At 64.1% G+C, this 18,911-nt stretch carries 16 protein-coding genes and 1 pseudogene; 7 read left to right on the forward strand and 10 right to left on the reverse strand.

Annotated elements, in window-relative coordinates:
- Positions 1-4 precede the first annotated feature (4 nt).
- A complete protein-coding gene (gene rarD / locus P3T23_RS01960) occupies positions 5-901 on the reverse strand; it encodes an EamA family transporter RarD (protein ID WP_429314504.1) in 897 nt (298 codons plus the stop codon).
- A 433-nt stretch (positions 902-1,334) separates the two neighbouring features.
- Between rarD and egtD the strand changes: the two genes are divergently transcribed.
- The gene (gene egtD, locus P3T23_RS01965; protein WP_429314505.1) at positions 1,335-2,303 is read left to right on the forward strand and encodes an L-histidine N(alpha)-methyltransferase; all 969 of its coding nucleotides are present in this window, start codon (positions 1,335-1,337) and stop codon (positions 2,301-2,303) included.
- A 146-nt stretch (positions 2,304-2,449) separates the two neighbouring features.
- Here egtD and P3T23_RS01970 read toward each other — a convergent pair whose 3' ends face one another.
- Positions 2,450-2,746, reverse strand: a complete 297-nt coding sequence (locus P3T23_RS01970; protein ID WP_429314506.1) for an acylphosphatase — start codon at positions 2,744-2,746, stop codon at positions 2,450-2,452.
- Between the two features lie 201 nt (positions 2,747-2,947).
- Between P3T23_RS01970 and hpnA the strand changes: the two genes are divergently transcribed.
- Entirely contained in the window at positions 2,948-3,958 is a 1,011-nt protein-coding gene (gene hpnA, locus P3T23_RS01975; protein WP_429314507.1) for a hopanoid-associated sugar epimerase, read from the forward strand.
- Positions 3,959-4,094: 136 nt separating this feature from the next.
- Positions 4,095-4,679 (forward strand): hypothetical protein, encoded by a 585-nt coding sequence (locus P3T23_RS01980; RefSeq protein WP_429314508.1) that lies wholly within the window; start codon positions 4,095-4,097, stop codon positions 4,677-4,679.
- Between the two features lie 75 nt (positions 4,680-4,754).
- Here P3T23_RS01980 and P3T23_RS01985 read toward each other — a convergent pair whose 3' ends face one another.
- The gene (locus P3T23_RS01985) at positions 4,755-5,948 is read right to left on the reverse strand and encodes a glycosyltransferase (protein ID WP_429314509.1); all 1,194 of its coding nucleotides are present in this window, start codon (positions 5,946-5,948) and stop codon (positions 4,755-4,757) included.
- A 392-nt stretch (positions 5,949-6,340) separates the two neighbouring features.
- On the opposite strand from P3T23_RS01985, the gene ispH reads away from it, so the two are divergent.
- Both ispH and hpnH read left to right on the forward strand, forming a co-directional pair.
- A complete protein-coding gene (gene ispH / locus P3T23_RS01990; RefSeq protein ID WP_429314510.1) occupies positions 6,341-7,285 on the forward strand; it encodes a 4-hydroxy-3-methylbut-2-enyl diphosphate reductase in 945 nt (314 codons plus the stop codon).
- A gap of 10 nt (positions 7,286-7,295) precedes the next feature.
- Entirely contained in the window at positions 7,296-8,453 is a 1,158-nt protein-coding gene (gene hpnH, locus P3T23_RS01995; RefSeq protein ID WP_429314511.1) for an adenosyl-hopene transferase HpnH, read from the forward strand.
- Between the two features lie 122 nt (positions 8,454-8,575).
- Here the strand turns inward: hpnH and P3T23_RS02000 are convergent.
- Both P3T23_RS02000 and P3T23_RS02005 read right to left on the reverse strand, forming a co-directional pair.
- Positions 8,576-8,638: pseudogene (locus P3T23_RS02000) on the reverse strand (CstA-like transporter-associated (seleno)protein); the annotation flags it as partial.
- A 150-nt stretch (positions 8,639-8,788) separates the two neighbouring features.
- A complete protein-coding gene (locus tag P3T23_RS02005) occupies positions 8,789-9,394 on the reverse strand; it encodes an MlaC/ttg2D family ABC transporter substrate-binding protein (protein WP_429314512.1) in 606 nt (201 codons plus the stop codon).
- A 181-nt stretch (positions 9,395-9,575) separates the two neighbouring features.
- Here P3T23_RS02005 and P3T23_RS02010 point away from each other — a divergent pair, with 181 nt between their 5' ends.
- Together P3T23_RS02010 and P3T23_RS02015 are read left to right on the forward strand one after the other, a co-directional pair.
- On the forward strand, positions 9,576-12,203 hold the full coding sequence (locus P3T23_RS02010) for an MMPL family transporter (RefSeq protein WP_429314513.1): 2,628 nt from the start codon (positions 9,576-9,578) through the stop codon (positions 12,201-12,203).
- Positions 12,200-13,186: an MlaA family lipoprotein gene (locus P3T23_RS02015; RefSeq protein ID WP_429314514.1), complete on the forward strand. Its 987-nt coding sequence runs from the start codon at positions 12,200-12,202 to the stop codon at positions 13,184-13,186. The genes P3T23_RS02010 and P3T23_RS02015 overlap by 4 nt, the downstream gene beginning before the upstream one ends.
- Before the next feature lie 142 nt (positions 13,187-13,328).
- Here the strand turns inward: P3T23_RS02015 and P3T23_RS02020 are convergent, their stop codons facing one another.
- The 5 genes from P3T23_RS02020 to hpnD form a co-directional block, all read right to left on the reverse strand.
- Positions 13,329-13,805 carry an acyl-CoA thioesterase gene (locus P3T23_RS02020; RefSeq protein WP_429314515.1) on the reverse strand — a complete coding sequence of 159 codons (477 nt, stop codon included), beginning with the start codon at positions 13,803-13,805 and terminating at the stop codon, positions 13,329-13,331.
- Between the two features lie 198 nt (positions 13,806-14,003).
- Positions 14,004-14,660 carry a phosphorylase gene (locus P3T23_RS02025; protein WP_429314836.1) on the reverse strand — a complete coding sequence of 219 codons (657 nt, stop codon included), beginning with the start codon at positions 14,658-14,660 and terminating at the stop codon, positions 14,004-14,006.
- 56 nt (positions 14,661-14,716) lie between these two features.
- Positions 14,717-16,801 (reverse strand): squalene--hopene cyclase, encoded by a 2,085-nt coding sequence (gene shc, locus P3T23_RS02030; protein WP_429314516.1) that lies wholly within the window; start codon positions 16,799-16,801, stop codon positions 14,717-14,719.
- Positions 16,798-18,063: a hydroxysqualene dehydroxylase HpnE gene (gene hpnE / locus P3T23_RS02035; RefSeq protein ID WP_429314517.1), complete on the reverse strand. Its 1,266-nt coding sequence runs from the start codon at positions 18,061-18,063 to the stop codon at positions 16,798-16,800. The genes shc and hpnE overlap by 4 nt, the downstream gene beginning before the upstream one ends.
- Positions 18,063-18,911, reverse strand: a complete 849-nt coding sequence (gene hpnD, locus P3T23_RS02040; RefSeq protein ID WP_429314518.1) for a presqualene diphosphate synthase HpnD — start codon at positions 18,909-18,911, stop codon at positions 18,063-18,065. The genes hpnE and hpnD overlap by 1 nt, the downstream gene beginning before the upstream one ends.

The following is an 18,911-nucleotide window of genomic DNA, read 5'->3' on the forward strand; positions in this document are numbered from 1 at the left end:
GCCATTAGCGCGGCGCGAAGCGCACCAGTCGCACGCTATGCAGTGCCGTGAGCGCAACCGCGATCCAGATCGGTATGTATGTCGCAAGTTGCTCTGCCGAAAGCGTTTCGCCGAGCAAGGTCACAGAGACGATCACAAGCAGCACGGGCTCGACATACCCTAGGATGCCGAAGAGCGCCATCGGCAGTAACCGGCTCGCCTTCAGATACGATCCGAGGGCCACCGTGCTCAGCGCGCCCAGCCCCGGCAGCAGCAGAAGCCACATATCGTAGCGGCCGCTCAGCATCGTAAGCGAGCCGCCTGCTGCGACGAACGCGATGGCAGCCGGAAACAGCAACGTGATTTCGAGCGCGAACGTCGTCAGCGAATCCGCCTTGATTTTGCGCCGCAGCACGAAGTAGGGCGGGTAGCCGAGTGAGACGAGCAGCGTCGGCCACGAAAATGCGCGCGTCACCCACAATTCGTGGGCGACGCCCAGAGCCGCAAAGCCGACCGCGAGCCATTGCAGCGTGTCGAGCCGCTCGTGGTAGTAAAAGCGGCCGAGGAGCACCATCGTCAGCGGTAACAGAAAATAGCCCAGCGACACTTCCAGCATTCGCCCATGCAGCGGCGCCCACAGGAAGACCCACAGTTGCGCGCCCAGCAGCGCGGCGCTGACGATCATCAAGAGTGCGATTTTCGGTTGTATCGCAGCCCGCGCCGCCAGTTCGCGCAATTGCGGCAGACGCCCGCGCAGCGTGATCAGCAGCCACGCGCCCGGCAGCGTCCAGATGATGCGCCACGCGAAGATGTCGAGGCCGGTCAGCGGCGCGAGAAGCTTCGCGTAAGCCGATAGCAGCGCAAACAGGGTCGACGCGGCGACGGACAGTGCAATGCCGCGTCCCGGTTCATACTGATTCATCGGCTGGCCTGCCGCAACGATAGTCCGGCAACGCGGGAAATGGGGGCGCATACGTTCGCCGCGCCGCACGTGGACGCGATTCTGTTCTTTTTCATCGTTTCGATTGTCTCTGACGGACGGTCTCGCGAATGACGTGTGGCGCCGCCTCGTGAATGCAAGCCGGCATTCTAGACGGGTTGTCACACAGATGGCCCACTGTATTTATTTCGTGCGCATTGGCGATTGATGAACTAGAACGTAACTTCATCGGTCCTGCGAACGCGCCGCCGATCCCTTTCAGAACGTCAGCGCACGCGGCAAGCGCGGTTCTTGCTTCAAAGCCTGTCTTTATCGACACAAACGCAGACGCTTTCGTCCACCTTCCTGTGCACATCGACTCGCGATGCGCGCCCACCGCACGGCCAGCAGCCGTCACCTGAAAGAGGACCCCTGCATGACTCAGCCTGCGCTATTGCAAGATGTGTCGCCCGGATTTGCAGCGGATATCCGCGCCGGCCTGACACACTCCCCGCAGAAGGAACTGCCTTCCAAGTATCTCTATGACGAAGTGGGTTCCGCGCTCTTCGAGGTCATCACCGCTCTGCCCGAATACGGCGTCACGCGCTCGGAAGAGCGACTGCTGACGCGGCACGCCACCGACATCGTCGCGCAGCTTTCCCCCGATGTGACGGTCGCCGAACTCGGCAGCGGCAGTGGCCGAAAAACGCGCCGGATTCTGGAAGCACTGTGTAAAAAGCGCCCCACTTCTTACTGCCCGATTGAAATTTCGCGCACCGCGTTGCAACTCTGTCGTCGCGAGCTGGGTGATATCGAGCGCATTTCGATCGTCGGCTATGAACGCGACTATCTCGCCGGGCTTGCGGAAGTCAGCGAAAAGCGGCCGGCTGGCGAACAGTTGCTGGTGCTGTTTCTCGGCAGCACGATCGGCAATTTCGCCCGGCTTGCCGCCACGCGCTTTCTGCGCGATATCCGCATGATGCTCAAGCCCGGCGATGCGTTGCTGCTGGGTACGGATCTCGACAAGCCCGTGCCGACGCTGATCGCCGCGTATGACGATCCGATCGGCGTCACCGCCGCGTTCAACCTGAACCTGCTCGCGCGGGTCAATCGCGAACTGGGCGGCGACTTTCCGCTCGATGCATTCGAGCACGTCGCGCGCTTCAATCCCGAGGCGCGCAGCATCGAGATGCATCTGCGCGCAAAGCGCCGCGTGAGTGCGCACGTGCGAGCGGCGAAACTGTCCGTCACGCTCGAAGAAGGCGAGACGATCTGGACTGAAAGCAGCCACAAGTACCGCGCGGAAGAAGTCGACGCCATCGCGGACGACGCGGGATTCGCGTGCCTGCGTCAGTGGGTCGAGTGTGATTGGGGATTTGCGGAAAGTCTGCTGGTCGCGCGCTGACGTCCCGCGCGGCGGGGTTGCGGGCGAAGCGGCCGGTTCTCTGGCCGCTCTCGCCGTGTGTGCTCCGCGCGTGCAGGCAGCAACGCCTGCAACAGGCCATCCTCCGCCGTCCGCGAAGAGGTGTGCCGTAAAACGGGCGCGTCGTTTCAGTGCTGTTCGAAGCGCTCGTAGCGCTTGTCGGTGAACCGCTCTTCGCCGGTGACTTCCGTCACGCGCGCCGCAGGCGGCCCGTGGCGCAGCCAGGACAGCATCCTGTCCACCTGATTGGCGGGCCCTTGCAACAGGGCTTCGACTGAGCCGTCGTCCCGGTTCAATACCCATCCCTTGATGCCGAGCGCGTGCGCCTGGCGCACGGTCGCATGACGGAAGCCGACGCCCTGCACGTGACCCCGCACGCGCACGTAATACGTTTCGATTCGCGAATCCAGATCCGGGCCGGTCATGCGGACATCTCCTGACTATCTTTTCAACCCGGCATTTTAGTCGCGTCGTGGCGATGCTGCTGCCCGCGTCGAACGTCTTCGCGTGGACTGTCAGCTCCGGTGACCATCTCACGCGCGCCACGTACAATCCGACGACGATCAACCAGCGCTGCCCGCAATCGCGCAGCGCCCTCACACGCCAGACAGGGAAGTCAGAAAAGAATGACCGATCAGAATCGCGACCTCGTGCTCGTCACCGGCGCGTCCGGCTTTGTCGGATCGGCCGTCGCCCGTATTGCGCAACAGAAGGGCTGTGCAGTGCGCGTGCTCGTCCGCGCGACGAGTCCGCGACGCAATGTCGAAGCGCTCGACGCGGAAATCGTCGTGGGCGACATGCGCGACGAGGCGTCGATGCGCGCTGCGCTGCGCGGCGTGCGCTATCTGTTCCACGTCGCCGCCGACTATCGCCTGTGGGCGCCGGACCCGTCCGACATCGAACGCGCGAATCTCGAAGGCACCGAGGCGACGATGCGTGCGGCGCTGAAGGAAGGCGTCGAGCGCATCGTCTACACGAGCAGCGTCGCGACGCTGAAAGTCACGAACTCGGGCCAGTCCGCCGACGAAACCTCGCCGCTCGCAGCCGACAAGGCGATCGGCGTCTACAAGCGCAGCAAGGTGCTCGCCGAACGCGCGGTGGAACGCATGATCGCCAACGACGGCCTGCCCGCCGTCATCGTCAACCCATCGACGCCAATCGGCCCGCGCGACGTGAAGCCGACACCGACCGGACGCATCATCGTCGAAGCGGCGCTCGGCAAGATTCCGGCGTTCGTCGATACCGGGCTGAATCTGGTCCACGTCGACGACGTCGCTGCCGGCCACTTCCTGGCGCTCGAACGGGGCAAGGTGGGTGAACGCTATATTCTCGGTGGCGAAAACCTGCCGTTGCAGGCCATGCTGGCCGACATCGCGAATCTCACCGGCCGCAAGCCGCCGACACTCGCACTGCCGCGCTGGCCGCTGTACCCGCTGGCGATCGGCGCGGAAGCCGTCGCGAGGATCACGAAACGCGAGCCGTTCGTCACTGTCGACGGACTGAAGATGTCGAAGAACAAGATGTACTTCACGTCGGCGAAGGCGGAACGCGAACTCGGTTATCGGGCGCGGCCGTATCGCGAAGGGCTCCGCGATGCACTGGAGTGGTTCAGGCAGGCGGGCTATCTGAAGGCTTGAGTTCGGCCAACCCGCACCTGCGAGGAAGGAGTCCTCGCGCTGTTCAAGCACTTTGTTACAACGTCGGCAAGACGGCGAAAGGTCAAAGGCGGCGCGTAACAGGTAAAATCGCGGGTCTTACCGGAAAAAGCCTCGCATGAATCTTCAAGAACAGATCGGCGCGCTTGAAACGGGCGTCGATCAGCTCATTCAAGTCGCGCTGGCCCCGAAAGCCGTGGCCGCCCAGGAAGCCACCCCTGAATTTCCCGCCGCAGCCGCTGCGCCGGACACGCACGCCGTGCAACCCGTGCCGGCATCGGCCACCGCAGAACCCGCCGCCAACGTTGCCACGGAAGCTGCCAGCGCGGATGCCACCACCGCATCTGCCATGGACAACGCGGCAGACATTGCCACCGAAGAGTTGACGCTGCTGGTCGGTCGCCCGGGCCAGAACGAAATCACGATGACGATCGGCGGAAAGACCGTCTCGCTGAACCCGGGGCAGATCGGTCAGCTGATCGAAGAACTGGCGAATGCGCGTGCATCGATGAAGCCGGAGCCGCCGGGCGCGATACCGCCTGGCTGGCGCTTCGCGTCGACGAAGAATCCGGTGATGGCCGCGCAGAAACAGTCGAACGGCGACCGTCTGCTGGTGATGCGCCATACCGGCCACGGCTGGGTGCCGTTCACGTTCTCGCCGGACATGGTCATCCAGATGTACATGATGTTGACGCAGCGTTGATGCAACGCTAACCCGCCTTCCATGCAAAAGCGGCGCGCGGTGCAATCGCGCCGCGCACCGCCTGACCGCACTCCCTCAGTTTTCCTGGCGCCCCTGCGTCGGCGCCTGAACGCGCGCCTTCCACTGGCCACCCTTGCCGCGCCAGTAACGCACCGCCGACGCGAACGTTGCACCGACGTAGAACAGCGCCACCAGCGGAAGGAACGGCGCCCACAGCGGGGAGCGGCCGTAGTAGCGCAGCATCGGCGCATACGCGCAGCACATCGCGGCCCAGGCGAGCCACGCAGGCCAGCCCAGCGGTCCGAGCACAATCGCCACCACCGGCGGTATCAGATAGATGATCGTCATGCCGGCCAGCGTGCCTGCCAGCAGCCAGCCCGAATAGTGCAGCTGGGTGAACGCCGTGCGCGCAATCATGTTCCAGATGTCGCGCCAACTGTCGTACGGACGCAGCGAAACGCTGCGCGCCGCGACATCCAGCCGGATCGGATGCCGGCCTTCACCGCGATGCTTGATGCGCGCCGCGAGACTGCAATCGTCGATCAGTTCGGCGCGGATCGATTCGATGCCGCCCGCTTCCTCCAGCGCCGTACGGCGCACGAGCATGCAGCCGCCAGCCGCCGCAGCCGTCTTGTTGCGCGGGTTGTTCACCCACGAAAACGGGTACAGCTTCGCGAAGAAGAACACGAACGCGGGAATCAACCCCTTTTCCCAGAACGAATCGCAGCGCAGCCGGACCATCAGCGAGACGAGATCGCGCTTTTCCTCGTCCGCGCGCACCACCAGCTGCGTGACGGCGTCGGCGGGATGGCCGATGTCCGCATCGGTGAGCAGCAGGTAGTCGGCGGGCAAACCGAGCGTTTTCACGGCCCCGATGCCCTGCGACTGCGCCCACACCTTGCCCGACCAGCCCGCCGGCAACGGCTTCGCCGTGAGCACCGTCAGGCGGTCAGGACATTGCAGTTGCAGCGCGGCGGCCCGGGCGGCGTCGGCAGTACCATCGGTGCTATGGTCGTCGACGACGATCACATGAAATGCGCCCGCGTAATCCTGGCCGAGCAGCGAAGCGACGGCTCGCGCGATCACGTCGGCTTCGTTACGTGCCGGCACCACAGCGACCACAGCAGGCCATGCGTCACCCTCGCCGCTTCGTGCCGGCACCGCGAGCGGCGCCGCGGGACGCGCCCGCCAGAAGCCGCCACGGGCAAACAGCAGGACACACCAGATCAGCAGCGACAGGCAGGAAAGGACAAAAAGAAACAGCATCATGCGTTACCCTCGACCGACACTGCCAGCCAGCCCACCAGCCCGCCTGACGACTTCGACAGCAACGCGCGTGCAACAGGAAAGTTTTCGTAGTGATCGACTTCCATCCAGCGAGCCCCAAATGCATTCAGTAATGCGGTTGTAAACAACCACCGCAAGGCCTGATAGTTTAAGGGTTCCGCATGTCGGGTGCAGCGGTCATTGTTGCTGCGGCAGGTGTTGTATCCGGTGTGTTCAGGAAAGCAAGGAGGCCGCGATAGCGTTAGAATGCGCGTTTGGTTTCGGTGCGCCGGCTTTTTGTCGGACTTAATGCATCCATTAATATGATGGTCGCGGCGATAAAGTCATTGTTACCGGCTTCTTCGAGACCCGCGTCAGTCGGAGTTCGCCAGCCTATGCGAGTCATCCTTGCTCAACCCCGCGGCTTTTGTGCGGGTGTTGTCCGTGCGATCGAAATCGTCGATCGCGCACTGCTTCAACACGGCGCGCCGGTCTATGTGCGCCATGAAATCGTCCACAATCGCCACGTGGTCGATAACCTGCGTCAAAAAGGGGCGCGCTTCGTCGAAGAACTGGACGAGGTGCCGGAAGGCGCCGTCGCGATCTTCAGCGCGCATGGCGTGGCGCAAAGCGTCGAACGTGACGCCGAGCAGCGCGGGCTCGATGTGCTCGACGCGACCTGCCCGCTCGTCACCAAGGTACACGTACAGGGGCGTCAGTACGTCGGCGCTGGCCGCACACTGATCCTGATCGGCCACGCGGGCCATCCGGAAGTCGAAGGAACGATCGGGCAGATTCCCGGCAAGGTGCTGCTCGTGCAGAGCGAAGCCGAAGTCGCGACGCTCGATCTGCCGCTCGACACGCCGCTTGCGTACGTGACGCAGACGACGCTGTCGGTCGACGATACGCGCGGCATCATCGACGCGCTGCTGCGCCGGTTCACCGACATCGTCGGCCCGGACACGCGCGACATCTGCTACGCAACGCAAAACCGCCAGGCGGCGGTGCGCGAGTTGAGCACGCAGGTCGATGTGCTGCTGGTGGTGGGTGCGACGAACAGTTCGAACTCGAACCGGCTGCGCGAAATCGGCAGCGAAACAGGTGTGCCGAGCTACCTCGTCGCCGATGGTTCCGAAGTGAAGCCGGAGTGGTTCGCGAATGCGCAGACGGTCGGCATCACGGCGGGTGCTTCGGCGCCGGAAGAAATGGTTGAAAACGTAATCGATGCGCTGCGCGCATTGGGACCCGTCGACGTCACGACGATGGCGGGCCGTGAAGAGAAAGTCGAATTCAAGTTGCCGTCGAAGCTGACGCAACCACTCGCCGCACGCGAAGTTTAAGGAGGACAGATTGTCTATTCCGCTGCTACAGAAGGTCCGGGTGGGCGCTTACATCATGCGCCAGCACTTTTCGGGCAACAAACGCTACCCGCTCGCGCTGATGCTCGAGCCCCTGTTCCGCTGCAATCTGGCCTGCAATGGCTGCGGCAAGATTGACTATCCGGATCCTATCCTGAACCAGCGCCTGTCGCTGGAAGAATGCCTCGGCGCCGTCGACGAATGCGGCGCGCCCGTGGTGTCGATCGCCGGCGGTGAGCCGCTGCTGCACAAGGAAATGCCGCAGATCGTGAAGGGCATCATCGCGCGCAAGAAATTCGTGTACCTGTGCACGAACGCGCTGCTGATGGAAAAGAAGATGGACGACTACGAGCCGAATCCGTACTTCGTATGGTCGGTTCACCTCGACGGCGACAAGGAAGCACACGATCACTCGGTGTCGCAGGAAGGCGTCTATGAGAAGGCCGTCGACGCGATCCGCGAAGCGAAGCGCCGCGGTTTCCGCGTCAACATCAACTGCACGCTGTTCAACGACGCCGTGCCGGAACGCGTCGCCGCGTTCTTCGACACGCTCGGGCCGATGGGCGTCGACGGCATTACCGTGTCGCCGGGTTATGCGTACGAACGCGCGCCGGATCAACAGCACTTCCTGAACCGCGACAAGACCAAGCACCTGTTCCGCGAAATCTTCAAGCGCGGCAACAATGGCAAGAACTGGTCGTTCAGCCAGTCGGGCATGTTCCTCGACTTCCTGGCCGGCAACCAGACCTACGAATGCACGCCGTGGGGTAATCCGGCGCGCACGGTGTTTGGCTGGCAAAAGCCGTGCTATCTGGTCGGCGAAGGTTATGTGAAGACCTTCAAGGAACTGATGGAGACGACCAACTGGGACGCCTACGGCACCGGCAACTACGAGAAGTGCGCGGACTGCATGGTCCACTGCGGCTTCGAAGCGACCGCCGTGATGGATACGGTGGCGCATCCGCTGAAGGCACTGAAGGTCAGCCTGCGTGGTCCGAAGACCTCGGGCGCGTTCGCTAAGGACATCCCGCTCGACAAGCAGCGTCCGGCCGAGTACGTGTTCTCGCGTCACGTCGAGATCAAGCTGGAAGAGATCGGCCGTGCAGGTAAGGGCAAGAAAGTAGAAAGAACAACGGCAGCCGCAAGCTGAGCGTTGAGCAGGCTGCCTGCATTTGTATTCGTGCCGCTCGTGAATGAGCGGCACGCAAGGAAAAGAGCGCAACGGTGCGAACCGTTGCGCTCTTTTATTTTCGGGATAAGCGGATGGTCAGCTCAACAGCACTTTCCAGCCCCCGATCCGTATCGCGCATTCTGCCGCTCGCGGAAAAACTCTTCTGCCAGCCAGCGGTCAGCGTACAGATCAGCAACCATCGAGGGGCAGGCTGAGCTGATCAAGTTCGCAGTGGAGCATCGCAGACGCTAGCTTCGGGCCCGCTATGCCGATGTCGCGCAGCGAGCCCGCGGCGATCCCGCGGGTTCTGCCAATCAACCGGCGCTGCGCGCGTTGTGCTCGGTCAGGAACTTGATCAATCCGTCGATCCCGCCCTTGGCGAGTTGATCGGCAAACTGCGTCTGATAGACCTGGATGAGCCACGCGCCCATCATGTTGATGTCGTAAATCTTCCAGCCGGAGGCACTCTTTTCGAGCCGGTAATCGATCGAATCGTCGCCGCCGTTGCTGATCACGTGCGACTGCACAACGGTGTCCTTGGTCTCTTCAGCAGACGCCGACGGCAGGAAACGGAACTTGACGTCCTGGTCCCGCAATTGCGACAGCGAGGCTGCGTACGTTCCGACCAGTAGTTTCGTGAACTGCTCGTACAGCTGCTTCTGCTGCTCGGGTGTCGCGGTCGCCCACGCCTTGCCGACGGCAATTCGCGTCGTCCGCTGGAAGTCCGTGTAAGGCACGAAGCGCGTCTCGACCACCTGGGTGATCTTGCTCATATCGCCGCCGCGTGCCTGCGGATCGGCCTTCATCGCGGCGACGGTGCCCTCGACGGCACTCTTCACGACAGCGTCCGGTGCAGCTTGTGCGAAAGCCGCGCTGGAAACCACGGCCGCTGCGAAAAAAGCAGACAAATAACGTTTCATATGCTCGCTGGAACATGAAGGTGAAAAGGACAGCCACCCGGCGGCCAGGAAGCCGTTGGGGGCCAGTATACCGGCTTTGCACGTTGCGTCCTGTCCCGCACGACGCGCGCGAGGCCGCTGCGTCTGTATACTTGTGCCCTTCTGCCAAAAACGCCGTTAACGACAGGGCTATTTCACCTGTATGCTGAAGTCATCCATAGTTCGCCTCGTTGCGTGGTCGATACGCCTCTCGTGGCCGGTCATTGCGCTGTCGCTCGCACTCGCTGTCGCGAGTGGCTTCTATGTCGTGCATCACTTCAAGATCAACACGGACATCAGCCGTTTGATCGATACCGACGCGCAATGGTCGCGCCTCGAAAACGCGATGAATGCGGCCTTCCCGGACCGGGGCAAGACCGTACTCGTGGTCGTCGAAGCCGGCGCGCCCGAATTCGCCGATGCCGCCGCCAACAAGCTGACCGCGGCGCTGCAGAAGCAGCCGAAACAGTTCGTCGCCGTCTCGCAACCGGCCGACGGCACCTTCTTCGAGCATAACGGTCTGCTGTTCCTGCCGCTCAAGGACGTCGAATCGACCACTTCCCAGCTGGTCCAGGCGAGACCGCTCGTCAATTCGCTCGCTCACGATCCCAGTCTTACCGGCCTCGCCGGCATTCTGACGACCACCCTGCTGCTGCCGCTGCAGATCGGCCAGGTGAAGCTCGGCGACATGAGTCATCTGCTGTCGCAGAGCGCGACCGTGCTCGACGGCGTGCTGGCCGGTCAACCGTCGGTATTCTCGTGGCGCGCGCTCGTCGACAAAAGTGCGGCGACACAACCGGCCCGCGCGTTCGTCACGGTCCAGCCGGTTGTGGACTACGCCGCGCTCGAACCTGGCGCGCAGGCGTCGCAGGCTATCCGCGATACCGCCGCTTCGCTGCATCTCGACACGCAGTATGGTGCGACAGTCCGGCTGACTGGCGAACAGCCACTCGCCGATGAGGAATTTGCGTCGGTAAAGGACGGGGCCGTCGTCAACGGCATCGGCACGATGGTGGTCGTGCTCGTGATCCTGTGGCTCGCGCTGCGTTCCAAGCGGCTGATCATCGCGGTGTTCATCACACTTTTCGTCGGCCTCGCGATCACGGCGGCGCTCGGCTTGATGATGGTCGAGGCGCTGAACATGATCTCGGTCGCGTTCATGGTGTTGTTCGTCGGGCTGGGCGTCGATTTCGGTGTCCAGTTCGGCGTGAAATACCGTGAAGAGCGCAACCGCGACGACCGCCTTCCCGCTGCGCTGCTGAATACCGCGCATAGCATCGGCGTGCCGCTGACGCTCGCGGCGGTCGCCGTTGCGCTGAGCTTCTTCTCGTTCCTGCCGACTGCGTATCGTGGCGTGTCGGAACTGGGCAAGATCGCGGGTGTCGGGATGTTCGTCGCGTATCTGACGAACATGACGCTGCTGCCTGCCTTGCTCCATGTCATGCAACCGAAACCCGAACCTGTGTCGCCCGGATTCAGGCAACTTGCGCCGGTGGACGACTTCCTCGACCGCAACCGCAAGCCGGTGCTGATCATGACGCTGATCGTGGTGGGCGGCGCGCTGCCGTTGCTCACGCATCTGCGTTTCGACTTCAACCCGCTGCACCTGAAAGACCCGCACACGGAATCGATGGCCACGTTGTTGTCGCTCAACGACGCTCCCGAGGCTTCGATCAATAACGTGCACGTGCTTGCGCCGTCGCTGGCGGATGCGGACCGGATGGCCGCGAAGCTGTCGGCGCTGCCGGAAGTCGGCCGCGTGACCACCCTGAGCACCTTCATCCCCACCGACCAGCCGCAAAAACTCGCGCTGATCGCCAATGCCGCCCAGCAGCTGTTGCCCGCGCTGACGCAGACACCCGCGCAGCCCGCCACCGACGCCGTGCGCGTCGCCGCGCTCAAGCGCGCTGCGAACCAGCTGTCGCTCGCCGCCGACGATCATCCGGGGCCGGGCGCAGCCGAAGCCAAACATCTGTCCGCGACACTTGCGAAGCTCGCCGCCGCAGACGCCGCTACCCGCGACCGTGCTGAAACGGCGATGGCCGAATCGCTCAGGATAGCGCTCGGACAACTGACCGCACTGTTGCAGCCGTCGCCGGTCACCCGCGAATCCGTGCCGCCGCAGATCGCCGGCAGCTGGGTGTCAGCCGACGGCCACGCGCTCGTGGACGTCGCGCCGAAATTCAAGGCAGGCGCCGATCCCAGCGACGACACGATGCTGCGCCGCTTCGCCAAGGCGGTCAAAAAGGCCGAGCCGGGCGCGCTCGGCGGCCCGATCTCGATCCTGCATTCCGCCGACACGATCATCACGGCGTTCCTGCAGGCCGCCGGCTGGGCGGTTCTGTCGATTACGATCCTGCTGTGGCTGACACTGCGCAGGTTGGGGGACGTGCTGCGCACAATGATTCCGCTGCTCGTCTCGGCTATCGTCACACTTGAGTTGTGCGTCGTTTTCAACATGCCGCTCAACTTCGCCAATATCATTGCATTACCGCTGATGCTCGGCGTCGGCGTGGCGTTCAAGATTTACTTCGTGATGGCATGGCGCAACGGCCAGACCGGCCTGCTGCAATCGAGCCTCACGCACGCCGTGATGTTCAGCGCTGCCACCACGGCGACCGCTTTCGGCAGCCTGTGGCTTTCGCACCATCCGGGCACATCGAGCATGGGGCGGCTGCTGGCGCTGTCGCTGTTCTGCACGCTGGTCGGTGCAGTGGTATTCCAGCCAGTGTTGATGGGCAAACCGCGCCCGAAGCGCGTCCGTAAGAAAACTACAGGGATCGACGGATGAAGATGCACACCACCGCGCTGGCGCTTGTTGTCGCGAGTGCCCTTACCGGCTGCGCGACCGGCCCTGACCGCAAGCCCGGCGATCCGCTGGAGCCGATGAACCGTGCCATCTTCAAGTTCAATGATACGGTCGATACGGCCATCGCCCAACCGATCGCGAAGGGCTATCAGAAGGTGACGCCGCAGCCGCTGCGCACGGCGATCAGCAACTTCTTCTCGAATCTCGGCGATCTCGGCAACGCGGCCAACAACCTGCTGCAGTTGAACATCACGGACGCAACCGAAGACATCATGCGTTTCGCGTTCAACTCGACGTTCGGGATCGGCGGCCTGCTCGACTTCGCGACACCAGCGGGGCTGCCCAAGCATCATCAGGACTTCGGACTGACACTCGGACGCTGGGGCGTGCCGTCCGGTCCGTATCTGGTGCTGCCGCTTTTCGGGCCGAGTTCGTTCCGTGACGGTGCTGGCCTTATCGTCGATGTTCGCTTCAATCCGCTCAACTACATCGAACCTGCCTGGCGCAATCCGTTGTACGGCCTGCAATTCATCAGCAAGCGCTCGGATCTGCTCGGTGCCACCGACCTGCTTTCGCAGGCGGCGCTCGACAAGTACTCGTTTGTCCGCGACGCCTACACGCAGCAGCGCCGCGCGCTGTTGCGCGGAGCAGGTGCGCCGCCGGCGGCCCTGCCGGATTACGGCGAGCCGGACGATCCGGGCGCGAGCGCAGCGCCCGCTTCTGGCGCTTCCGGGACGGCTCCGGCCGGCCTTCCCGACTATTCCGACCCTGGCGATTCAGCGGCTGGTGCAGCGGCTGCGTCTGGCGCCCCGCAGGCGGCCCCGGCCGGTGCGCCGAACGCCACGGAACCAGGCGATGCGGCGGCCGGAACAGCGCCCGGGACGCCGAAGGCTGCGCCCTCGACGGGCTCGCCCGCGGGAACGACGCCGGACGCCGCGCCTTTGCCGAAACCCGCTACACAGTAATCCGCACGAACCACACCCACATCCGTGTGCGTTGGGGCAAAAGAAACAGCCCGGCAGGTGAAACCTGCCGGGCTGTTTCTCTTGTGCCTGCTGTTTCCTCGCTTCGTCGCCTTCGTTGCAAACAAAGCGCTGCTGCCGGACGTCAGTGCATCGTATCGGCTTCGACGCGCTCGATGGCGTCCTCGCCGACTGCGACCGGCGGTTGCACGGCCGGCCGCGAGTTCTCGCGAAAGCGGGCAAACGCCTCGTCGGCGTAGCGAATCCGCGTACGGCCGTGCGGCGCCGCCTCGCCGTTTTCATCGAGATTCACGAACACCATCTTCTCGACCGTCAGGATGCTCTTGCGCGTGATCTTGTTGCGCACTTCGCAGCGCAGCGTAATCGACGTGCGGCCGAAATGCGTTGCCGTCATGCCGAGTTCGATGATGTCGCCCTGGCGGGCCGAGCTGACAAAGTTGATCTCCGACATGAATTTGGTAACGACGCGCTGGTTGTCCAACTGGCAGATCGCGTAAATGGCGGCCTCTTCGTCGATCCAGCGCAGCAGGCTGCCGCCAAACAGCGTTCCGTTCGGGTTCAGATCTTCAGGCTTGACCCACTTTCTGGTATGAAAATTCATTTGGCATCCCGTCTTTCAGCGTGTTCTGGTCTGTTGATGTGCGGCCAGATTAGGGGTTAACACCTAGCATTATAACGCATATAAGGGTTTTCCCTTATTGCACGAGAACAACGGAACGAAGAGATGCCGAACGCGATCGACGATACAAGGAAGAGGGTGAAGAGGGCCGTCTGGCAGGCGACCCGATTCGGGCGCCTGTCAGTTCGTCCGCAGCGCCCCGGCCGCACCGAGTGTGCGGCGCGCCTGTACGAGTGACTGACGCGCAGCGCGGGCATCGGCGGCAAGCTGGATGAGTGAGCCGAGCTGCGAGGGCTGCCGCATCAGTTCCCGCAGGATCGGCCCAATCGCCGTGTGGCCATCGTCGCGTAGACCGGCCGTCGCGGCGGGCGGCAGGGTACGCCATGCCGGATCGACGATTGCGCGGCAGACAGCGAAGGGTAGCCCGTGAGCGGCAGCGATCGCGCCTGCGATGTGCGACTCCATATCGACGGCGAGCGCCCCGGTCTTTCGGTGCAGTGCCTGCTTGGCGTGCGCGCTGGTGAGCGGTGCCATGACCGCGGCCAGCGTCCCGCGGCGCAACCGCGCGCCCAATGGCGTAACGCTGAGCGCGGCCGCGAGGCGCTCCGTCCACGCAGCGTCTGTCGCCACGCGGCCGAACGGTCCGTCGACGGCATCGGCCACGATCAATGTTCCCGCTTCCAGATCCGGCGCGAGGCCACCCGCCGTCCCGAAACTGACAATGCCGCTGCAACCGCGCACCAACGCCGCTCTCAGCGCGCGCTCGAGCAGATCGGCGCGCGCCGCAAACACCACGTCGACGCCCTCGCCGCGTGCGATGCGCGCCTCGAATGCCATGCCGGTCACGGCGATCACCGGCAGGGCCTCGCCGGCCGCAGATGTCACCGGCACGATCAAATCCCAACCGTGACGCGCGTGGTCCGGTAGCGCTTGAGCTGCCGGTAACGTGCAAGCGCCCACAGCGGGAAGAACTTGCGATAGCCGTGGTAGCGCAGATAGAACACGCGCGGGAAGCCTGTGGCGGTAAAACGGGTTTCGTCCCACAGACCGTGATCGCGCTGCTCAGCCATCAGGTACGCGATGCCGCGTTCGACAGCAGGATGATCGACGGCACCCGCTGCCATCAGGCCCATGAGCGCCCAGGCGGTCTGCGATGCGGCGCTCGGCGCCTGCTCGTAGCCGCGATAGTCGAGCTTGTAACTGGTACCGTCTTCGCCCCAGCCGCCGTCGGCGTTCTGGATCTTGACGAGCCATTGCACCGCGCGCACGAAACGCGGGTCGTCGTGCTTCATCCCGGCGGCGTTCAGCGCGCACAGCGCCGTCCACGTGCCGTAGATGTAATTCATGCCCCAGCGGCCGTACCAGCTGCCGTCGGCTTCCTGCTCCCTCAGCAGATAGTCGTAGGCGCGGCGCGAAGGCTCGCTCGCCGACGGCATTTCGCCGAGTTGAGCCAGCATCGACAGACAGCGGCCCGAAACGTCCGCCGTGGGCGGATCGAGCAACGCGCCGTGATCGGAGAACGGAATGTTGTTCAGGTAGTACTGTGTGTTTTCCGGCTCGAACGCGCCCCAGCCACCGTCGCTGCTCTGCATGCCAACCACCCACTCGCGCGCCCGCGCAATCGCTTCGTGGTCGACATTCGATTTCGTGAGCGCGGCCGCGCGATCCATCGCCATCACGACCACCGCCGTATCGTCGACGTCCGGATAGTGCGGGTTCGCGTACTGGAACGCCCAGCCGCCAGGACGCACATCAGGACGACGCGAAATCCAGTCTCCGCGCACCCCGAGAATCTGCAGCGGACGCAGCCATTGCAGGCCACGCAACGCGGCCTCTTCGGCACGCGGGTCGCCGGTTTCGAGCAGCGCGTGCGCGGCGAGCGACGTATCCCACACCGGCGACAGACACGGCTGGCAATACGCCTCGTCCTCGCGAATTACGAGCAGCTTGTCGATCGAGCGGCGCGCGACGGCGCGATTCGGGTGATCGGCGGGATAGCCGAGCACGTCGTACATCATCACGGAATTCGCCATCGCCGGGAAAATCGCGCCGAGCCCGTCTTCACCGTTCAGCCGTTCATCGACGAACGCCACGGCGGCGTCGATCGCGCGCTGACGCGTGTACTTCGGAAACAGGCCGTCGACCATCCGCAGCACGCCATCGACGGCGCGGAAAAAGGCAAACCAGCCCTTGCTCTGATGCGGCGCCTTCCGCGACAGGCCGACGGTAACGGGAGCCCCGCGGAACAGTTCGTCGATCCGCACGCCGCGCGGGTTGCGCGCCACCGGACGCTTCGCGTTCAACACCAGGAGCGGCACGATCACCGTACGCGCCCAGTACGACACTTTCGACAGATGGAACGGAAACCACTTCGGCAGCGACATGATCTCGACCGGCATCATCGGCACCGCGTACCACGTCACCACGCCGAACAGCGCGAGCAGGATGCGTGTGAACACGTTCGCGCCTTCCGCGCCGCCATGCGCGAGGATCGCGTCACGGGCACGCCGCATGTGTTCGGCGTCTTCGGCGTCGCCGATCATTTTCAGTGCGAAGTAGGCCTTTACGCTGGCGCTGATGTCGAGCGCGCCGTCGGTGAAAAGCGGCCAGCCGCCGTTGGGCAATTGTACGCGGCGCAAATACCGGCCGATCTTCTGTTCCAGCTCGAGATTCGGCTCTTCGCCGAGATAGTGGACGAGCAGGATGTACTCGGCGGGAATTGTCGCGTCGGCTTCGAGTTCGTAGACCCAGTGACCGTCGGGGCGCTGCGCGGCGAGGATCGCGTCGGTTGCGCGCGTGACTGCGGTCTCCAGCGCGGCTTCGGGCGAATGAGCGGAAGCGGCCTGAGTTGCACCTTGATTGGTATCTTGAGTCGCGGCCTGAGGCACAGCGTCCGTGTGTGTCGCTTCCGTCGCCGGTTCAGGCATCGGGGGCGTAGCGTCGGTGTCCATCGTCGGGACCTGGGATAGATCGTTCATCGGCGTTCCAAGGGTTCATTCAGCAGCAGATCCGCAGCCTTCTGGCCTGAGCGGATCGCGCCTTCAATCGTTGCGGGCAGGCCGGTGGCCGTCCAGTCGCCCGCGAGCATCAAATTGTTCCAGCGCGTGCGCGTGGCGGGGCGGCGCATTTCCTGATCCGGCACTGACGCGAACGTCGCACATTCGTCGACGACGACCTGCCAGACCGGCATTGGCTGAACCGGCAGGCCCGCTGCGAGCGCCACCTCGGCCCAGAGCGTCTTCGCGAGTTCGTCGCGCGGCTTATCGAGCAGACGCTCCGCGCCGTTGATCGTGACCGACAGGCGGCCGTCGGATGCGAAGAGCCACCCGGCCGTCGCGTTGACGAGCCCCATCAGCGGCGGCAGCCCGAACGGCGGCTCGACCGCGAAGTGCGCGCTGACGACAGCGCTAAAGCGATCCGGCGCCTGCACACCCGGCACGAGCGTCTGCGCGACCTCTGGCGGCACGGCGAGCACCACCGCGTCGCTCGCATTGAGCGCAATGCTTTCATCCGCGAAATGCAGGGACGCCACTCGACCTGACTCCGAGAACGTCAAATCCGTGAGCTGCGAACCGAGCCGGATGTCGGTGCCGCCGTGCTGCAGCAGGCGCAAGGCCGGATCGACGAAGGCGCTGCCCAGCCCGCTCTTCGCCATAAGCGGCCGGCACGCCTCGCCGCCAGCCAGCAGCGCTTCGCGCAAAACAGCGGCGGCCAGTTCGGCCGTGCCGTCACGTGGCTCGACATTCAGCACCGCCAGAAACAGCGGCCGCAGCAGGCGATCCCAAAGCACGCCGTTGCAGCGCATGGTCTGCGCCATCGTGCGGCCGGGCTTCGCGAACAACAGCGGCGCGAGCGACAGGTAATCCACCGGTTGTGTGTCAGGCACGCGGGCGGCTGCATCGAAGAGCCACAGCGGCAGCCGTCCTGCCGACGGCCTGACGGTCCAGCGGATCCGGGTAGCCAGGTCCATGAACGCGAACTCAGGTTGCGTCGGGCCTACGAGCTGGTCTGCGGCGCCGATCGCCCGCGCATAGTTCAGCGTGGCATGATTGCCGGACCACACCAGATGATTACCGTTGTCGATCGTCGCGCCAAGTGACCGATCGTAATAGGAACGGCAGCGGCCGCCTGCCTGCCCGGCGGCCTCATGTAATACGACGCGCGCGCCGCGCCGCTGCAATTGCACCGCAGCGGCCAGGCCGGCAACGCCTGCACCGATCACATGAACAGTTTTCGGCATCAGAAGAACGCATACCGCGCGACGATCCACAACAGCCGCGCCCGCGGCTTGCTCACTTTCGTGCGCGGAATGTCGAACCCGCGCTCGACCGTGCGCTCGAGCAGGCAACGATAGACACCCGACATGATGCGCGGGGCGCGGACACAATTTCGCGGCTGGGAATCCATGATCTGGTCCGCCCTGGCGAAATGCGCCTTTGCGCGCTCGACGAGCGGCGCGCACGCGCGCGGCAGCGAAGGATCGTCGGCGATCGTGTGCGGATCCACGGTCGCGATGCCCTCGCGCGCCAGCAGTTCGCGCGGCAGATAGCAACGGTTGATGTCCGCGTCTTCGTCGATGTCGCGCAGGATGTTCGTCAACTGCAGCGCACGGCCGAGATGATGGGCCAGCTCGCGCCCCGGCTCTTCCTGCATCCCGAATATCCTCACCGACAAACGGCCGGCCGCGCTCGCGACACGGTCGCAATAGAGGTCGAGCGTGGCTTCGTCGGGAGCCACGATGTCTTCGGCGGCGTCCATCGCCATGCCGTTGATCATCTCGTGGAAATCTTCGCGCTGCAGGTGAAACGTATGAATGTGACGGGTCAGCGCACGCAACGAAGCGCGCGGCGCACCCGCATAGCACGCGTCGATATCGGCGCGCCAACGCTCGAGCGCGGCGGCACGCTCGGCGCGTGGCATATCGCTGTCGGCGATATCATCGACAGCGCGACAGAAGGCGTAGACCTGATACATCGCATCGCGCTGCGCCGCCGGCAGGATGCGCATTGCGAGATAGAACGAGCTGCCGGAGGTTACGGCAGCGGCGTCGGTTTCTGTATCGTCCACGACAAGCTTGGAAACGGCCAA

The organism is Paraburkholderia sp. GAS448, assembly GCF_050435685.1.
GTDB lineage: Bacteria > Pseudomonadota > Gammaproteobacteria > Burkholderiales > Burkholderiaceae > Paraburkholderia.